Genomic DNA, 4,780 nt, shown 5'->3' with positions numbered 1-4,780 from the left:
TGCTCTAGCTCCTGCATCCATGCAGTCGTGCTTCGTTACAACTCCGGTCACATAGCTACGGCTATGCTCCCTCCGTTGTGCCTCGCATAGCTCCTGCCCAAGTAGCCAGAAATATGTGATTTCATATGGCCAGCTACTTATAAACTTTGAGCTCGACAAAGCACAAGTTGTTCCCGAAAGATTGATGGAGTTGGTTATGACAAACAATTGGCAGGGATATACCAATAAAATGCTCTTTCACGCCCGTTTGTTGCTGGATGCCTGGGAAGATGCTGATGATCTTGCCAAGCCGGCATTTCGTGAGGCCTGTCTGAATGCAATGGTTCAGGCTTACCGGTCATTACTGGCTGAAATTATGACGAATTACCGTTTGCCGGTAAATCAACTACCCTCTCTTGACGAGGCAATGAACAGTGTTCATCACAAAGGAGAGGTGTCTACTGAGTTGCAGTACATTGAACGTCTTGAGCAACATGATTCCTGGTTGTCGGCGTTATTAAAAAGTCATCAGGACTGTGCCATGCCTATACAGCGTAAAAGTGTTGAGCGGAATGAAATTCCTCTGTTTAATGCCAATAGTGTGCGGTTTGATCAGTCAGAAGGCTTTCTTTCTGTGCTTGAGTCCTTGAAGGAGCTGGTTACCTATAGTCGGAACTTCAGCCTGGAGTGGTAGGTTTCTGATGTTTTCAGGTTTGTTCATTGCCAGCCATATTCAGCTCTTTAGGGCTGATATCTTGAAAGCCTCTGCTGGCTAATGCACAATGCTTCACCGCTAACCCTAAAATCCCGGTGTCACTATTTATGTCAGCGTCGTTTCTTGAAATTGTTGAACTGCCTTCCGGCGAAATCGTTTTGCGTCGCAGTGATGAGGAGAACGCCGAGCCCCTGGTTACCATGTCATTCTCCCGGGAGTTGCTTGACTTTCTCCAGGGAGATCAGGTGGAGGTAGCCAAGGCTATGCTGGATGCCTGCATAGAAGAAGTCGGGCGTAAAACAGAAGCTGACGCTGGAGAATACATCCCTGAAAACCGGGTTCTTCACTGACTGTCATACAAACCCTCCAGTTATCCTCTGTTCCTGATTGCCAGTCCCTGACATTGACCTGAGCGAGCGGCGGTCTCGAGTTCAGAGAGTGTGATGCTATCCATCTGCTCGATCCAGCTGACCACGGTGTGGCTGGTGCCTGAGGCCAGTGCCTTGCGAGTGAGTTTCAGTGGGTCTGCCACTGCGGAAGGGTTGAGAACCTGAAGGCGCTGCCTGCTGATGCCCGATGACTTCAGCCAGTTTATGGTGCTTTTTGCCTGTTCACTGGACAGTATCAGGGTAAGCCAGCGTTGATCCTGATGGTTAGCCAGCTCATACAGAACAGTCTTCAGAAAACGTCCTGATTGCCAGGGCGGGCCTGAGAGAATCAGCTCATCAATAAAGCTGACAGGTTCACTGTCAATGCAGGGAGCGTTACCGTTCTGACTGGATGATGGTGTTAATGCTTGCATGTCAGGTCCTCTACATCAGAGATCGTCAGGGTCTAGTGCTGCTAAGCGCTGTTGCCCATACCGTTCGTCCTGAAGCTTGTCGAAGGACCCATAGGGCCTAAAGGCGGAAACTCCGGACTCTGATAGATCGTGCCAAGCACCCTTCGACTCCGCTCAGGGTGAACGTGGTTTACGGGTAATAACGCTTAGCCGCACTAGTTCCTGATAACCCCCACACTCAGTCCTTCGATAGCAAAGGTATCAACGCTGAGGTCTACTTCGATTGTCTTGAATTCTTTGTTTTCCGGGTGCAGGTAAATTCTGTTTTTAACCTGTTCAAAACGTTTGACCGTTACTTCGTCGTCAATTCTGGCAACGACAATCTGGCCATTGGCTGCGGTTGATGTTTTATGGACAGCCAGAAGGTCCCCGTCAAGAATACCGATATCCTTCATGCTCATCCCTTTTACCCGAAGCATGAAGTTTGCTTTGGGGGAAAAGAAATCAGGGTTGATGGACAGGTGGTCTTCAATATGTTCCTGGGCAAGAATGGGGCTTCCTGCAGCAACCTGTCCTACAATAGGCAGGCCGGAAGATTCAGTGCCGGGGATTCGGATACCTCTTGAGGTTCCGGGGGTGATCTCGATAGCTCCCTTGCGGGCGAGGGCTCTGAGATGTTCTTCTGCTGCATTGGGTGATCGGAACCCGAAGGTCTGTGCGATTTCTGCACGAGTGGGGGGGAAACCGGTCTCTTCTATATGAGATTTGATCAGTTCAAGAATCTCAGTCTGGCGCTTGGTCAATTTATACATGATTAAATCTGTGTTTTTATACAGTACATGTAATTATATACAGTATTTTGCTGACTGCAACCACCCCTGTCTTATTAATCTAACTTGATGTTTCAGTTGGCAAACGTTAGTTTTAAACAAATGTTTACATTGGAGGTTTTACAGACATGTCACAGTCAGCGACAGTAGACAGGATTCTGGACGCTGCCGAGAAGTTATTTGCTGAGCATGGGTTCGCAGAGACCTCGCTGCGTTCAATTACCAGTCAGGCGGGTGTTAACCTGGCCGCTGTTAATTACCACTTCGGCTCCAAAAAATCCCTGATCCAGGCGGTCTTTTCCCGTTTTCTTGATCCTTTTGTCAGCAATCTTTCCGGGGCTCTTGTGCGATATCAGGATAATAATGACGTTCTTGATCTGGAAGAAATACTTCATTTACTGGTGGATCAGATCATGGCGGTTAAACCCCGCAGCCCTGAAGATCTCTCTGTTTGTATGAGGATGATTGGCCTGGCCTACACACAGGGCCAGGGGCATCTGAAGAAATATTTGCGCGACGTCTACGGGGAAGTATTCCAGGCTTATCTGGAGTTGCTGGTAAAAGCGTGTCCTGAGTTGCCATTGAATGACCTGTTCTGGCGCGTCTATTTTATTCTGGGTTCCGCTGTGTTTACCCTTTCAGGAGCGGATGCACTGAGGGCTATTGCGGAAAGCGATTATGGGGTCAGGACTGAACTGGAAGATATCATGAGAAAGATGGTGCCTTTCATGGCGGCAGGTCTAAGATCGCACACCTGACGGATCATTTAACCATACAGAGCTTGATTTACCGATGCATCTTACTGTTCATATTGCCAGTCAGGAGATGGTGCTGCATGAGAAGGACGGCAAGCGCCGTGTTTATTCTGTGTCTACTGCCAGCAAGGGAGTCGGGCAGCAGGAGGGGAGCTGGCAAACACCTCTTGGTCAGCATGTTATCCGGGCGAAAATTGGTGCCGGTCTGCCGACTAATTCAGTATTTGTCGGACGTCGCTTTACCGGTGAGATTTATTCCCCCGGGCTTTGTCAGCAGTACCCTGAAAGAAAGGACTGGATATTAACCAGAATTTTATGGCTCAGTGGCCTGGAGCCCGGATATAACCGGCTGGGTAATGTTGATACCATGCGTCGCTATATCTATATCCACGGTTCGCCGGATACGGCAGTGATGGGTGAACCCGGCTCGCGGGGATGTATCCGAATGCATGGGGAAGATATTATCGATCTGTTTGACCGTGTAGATACCGGTACCAGGATAGATATACAGCTTAGCTGATACCGTTTTTTTTAGAGGATAGAGTCGTGCCTACAGGCCTGAACCGTGGTGTTCTTTTGATTGATCTCGAGGGAGTGCAGCTGACCGCCGAAGAACACCAGCTGCTTTCCCTGCCCGGTGTTGCGGGTATTGTCCTTTTTTCCAGGAACTATCAGAGTCGGGAACAGTTAATTGCCATGGTTCGTTCTGTCCGGAATGTTCGTCGGGATCTGTTAATTTGTGTGGATCAGGAAGGTGGGCGTGTGCAACGCTTCAAGGACGGATTTACCCGTCTACCCCCGGCGCAGGCTTATGGGGCATTTGACCCGGATCAGCAGTATCAGATGGCTTATCAGTCAGGCTGGCTGATGGCCTCTGAGTTGCTGGCCTGCGGGATAGATCTTTGCCTGGGGCCTGTGTTGGATATTGATCATGGTAAAACGCCGATCGTGGGGGATCGGGCTTTTGGGCGTTCGATTGAGCAGGTGAATCACCTGGCCTCATTGTGGATTGATGGGGTTCATGAAGCGGGAATGTCTGTGGTTATCAAGCACTTTCCGGGCCATGGGAATGTGGATGCTGATTCCCATGTGAGCCTTCCCCTGGATGATCGTACTTTTGATGAGATCTGTCAGTCGGACCTGGAGCCTTTCCGGGTAATGATTCAAAAGGGGGTTGAGGCATTAATGCCGGCCCATATCCTGTTTCCCGCTATTGACCGGCATCCGGTGGGTTATTCTTCAGAATGGCTGAAAGGGGTGTTACGCAATCAGCTGTCATTTGAGGGGCTGGTTATCAGCGATTGCCTGTCGATGGAGGGAGCGGCGAAAACCGGCAGTTATCCTGCCAGGGCCAGGGCAGCCCTGGATGCTGGTTGTGATCTCCTGATTATCTGTAATCGTCAGGGGGTTCGGGAGGTACTGGCTGAGATAGACGGCTCGGGTTTACAGGGTGTCGGTCCGGATGGTTTGATGCCTGACTCTTACACTGACTGGGCGTCTCTTGAACAGTCAGAGCGCTACAGGACAGCGCGTAAAATGCTGGCAGAGGCCTTCGGAACAGGCTGATTTTAATGGTGCCATGGCCATCACCGTCCGGGAATTCAGGGTAACTTTCTTTCTGAGCGGTTGTAAGTAGTTAACCAAATGAAATCATATATTTCTGACTAAGTTGTCAGTCACTCCCGGCAACTGCTCCTGCGTTGCTCTAGCTCCTGCATCC

At 49.9% G+C, this 4,780-nt stretch carries 7 protein-coding genes; 5 read left to right on the top strand and 2 right to left on the bottom strand.

The genetic code is table 11. The features are described 5' to 3' along the window. Positions 1–196 precede the first annotated feature (196 nt). Both ACO6UY_RS23925 and ACO6UY_RS23920 read left to right on the top strand, forming a co-directional pair. Positions 197–673: a DUF6586 family protein gene (locus tag ACO6UY_RS23925; protein WP_146000036.1), complete on the top strand. Its 477-nt coding sequence runs from the start codon at positions 197–199 to the stop codon at positions 671–673. A 128-nt stretch (positions 674–801) separates the two neighbouring features. After that, positions 802–1,044, top strand: coding sequence for a hypothetical protein (locus tag ACO6UY_RS23920; protein WP_101747527.1), 243 nt, complete (start codon positions 802–804; stop codon positions 1,042–1,044). A gap of 20 nt (positions 1,045–1,064) precedes the next feature. Here the strand turns inward: ACO6UY_RS23920 and ACO6UY_RS23915 are convergent, their stop codons facing one another. Together ACO6UY_RS23915 and lexA are read right to left on the bottom strand one after the other, a co-directional pair. After that, positions 1,065–1,496 (bottom strand): hypothetical protein, encoded by a 432-nt coding sequence (locus ACO6UY_RS23915; RefSeq protein ID WP_422448014.1) that lies wholly within the window; start codon positions 1,494–1,496, stop codon positions 1,065–1,067. Positions 1,497–1,690: 194 nt separating this feature from the next. Beyond that, positions 1,691–2,287, bottom strand: coding sequence for a transcriptional repressor LexA (gene lexA / locus ACO6UY_RS23910; RefSeq protein ID WP_422448012.1), 597 nt, complete (start codon positions 2,285–2,287; stop codon positions 1,691–1,693). A gap of 146 nt (positions 2,288–2,433) precedes the next feature. Between lexA and ACO6UY_RS23905 the strand changes: the two genes are divergently transcribed. Genes ACO6UY_RS23905 through nagZ form a run of 3 tightly spaced genes read left to right on the top strand, consistent with a single transcriptional unit; the run spans position 2,434 to position 4,626 of the window. Further along, entirely contained in the window at positions 2,434–3,063 is a 630-nt protein-coding gene (locus ACO6UY_RS23905) for a TetR/AcrR family transcriptional regulator (protein WP_422448010.1), read from the top strand. A gap of 34 nt (positions 3,064–3,097) precedes the next feature. Next, positions 3,098–3,580: a L,D-transpeptidase family protein gene (locus tag ACO6UY_RS23900; protein WP_422448008.1), complete on the top strand. Its 483-nt coding sequence runs from the start codon at positions 3,098–3,100 to the stop codon at positions 3,578–3,580. A 26-nt stretch (positions 3,581–3,606) separates the two neighbouring features. Next, positions 3,607–4,626: a beta-N-acetylhexosaminidase gene (gene nagZ, locus ACO6UY_RS23895; protein WP_422491536.1), complete on the top strand. Its 1,020-nt coding sequence runs from the start codon at positions 3,607–3,609 to the stop codon at positions 4,624–4,626. The last annotated feature ends 154 nt before the right edge of the window (positions 4,627–4,780 follow it).

It is taken from the genome of Endozoicomonas sp. ALE010 (assembly GCF_049310165.1).
Lineage (GTDB): Bacteria > Pseudomonadota > Gammaproteobacteria > Pseudomonadales > Endozoicomonadaceae > Endozoicomonas.
This window is presented reverse-complemented; position numbering and strand designations above follow the sequence as displayed.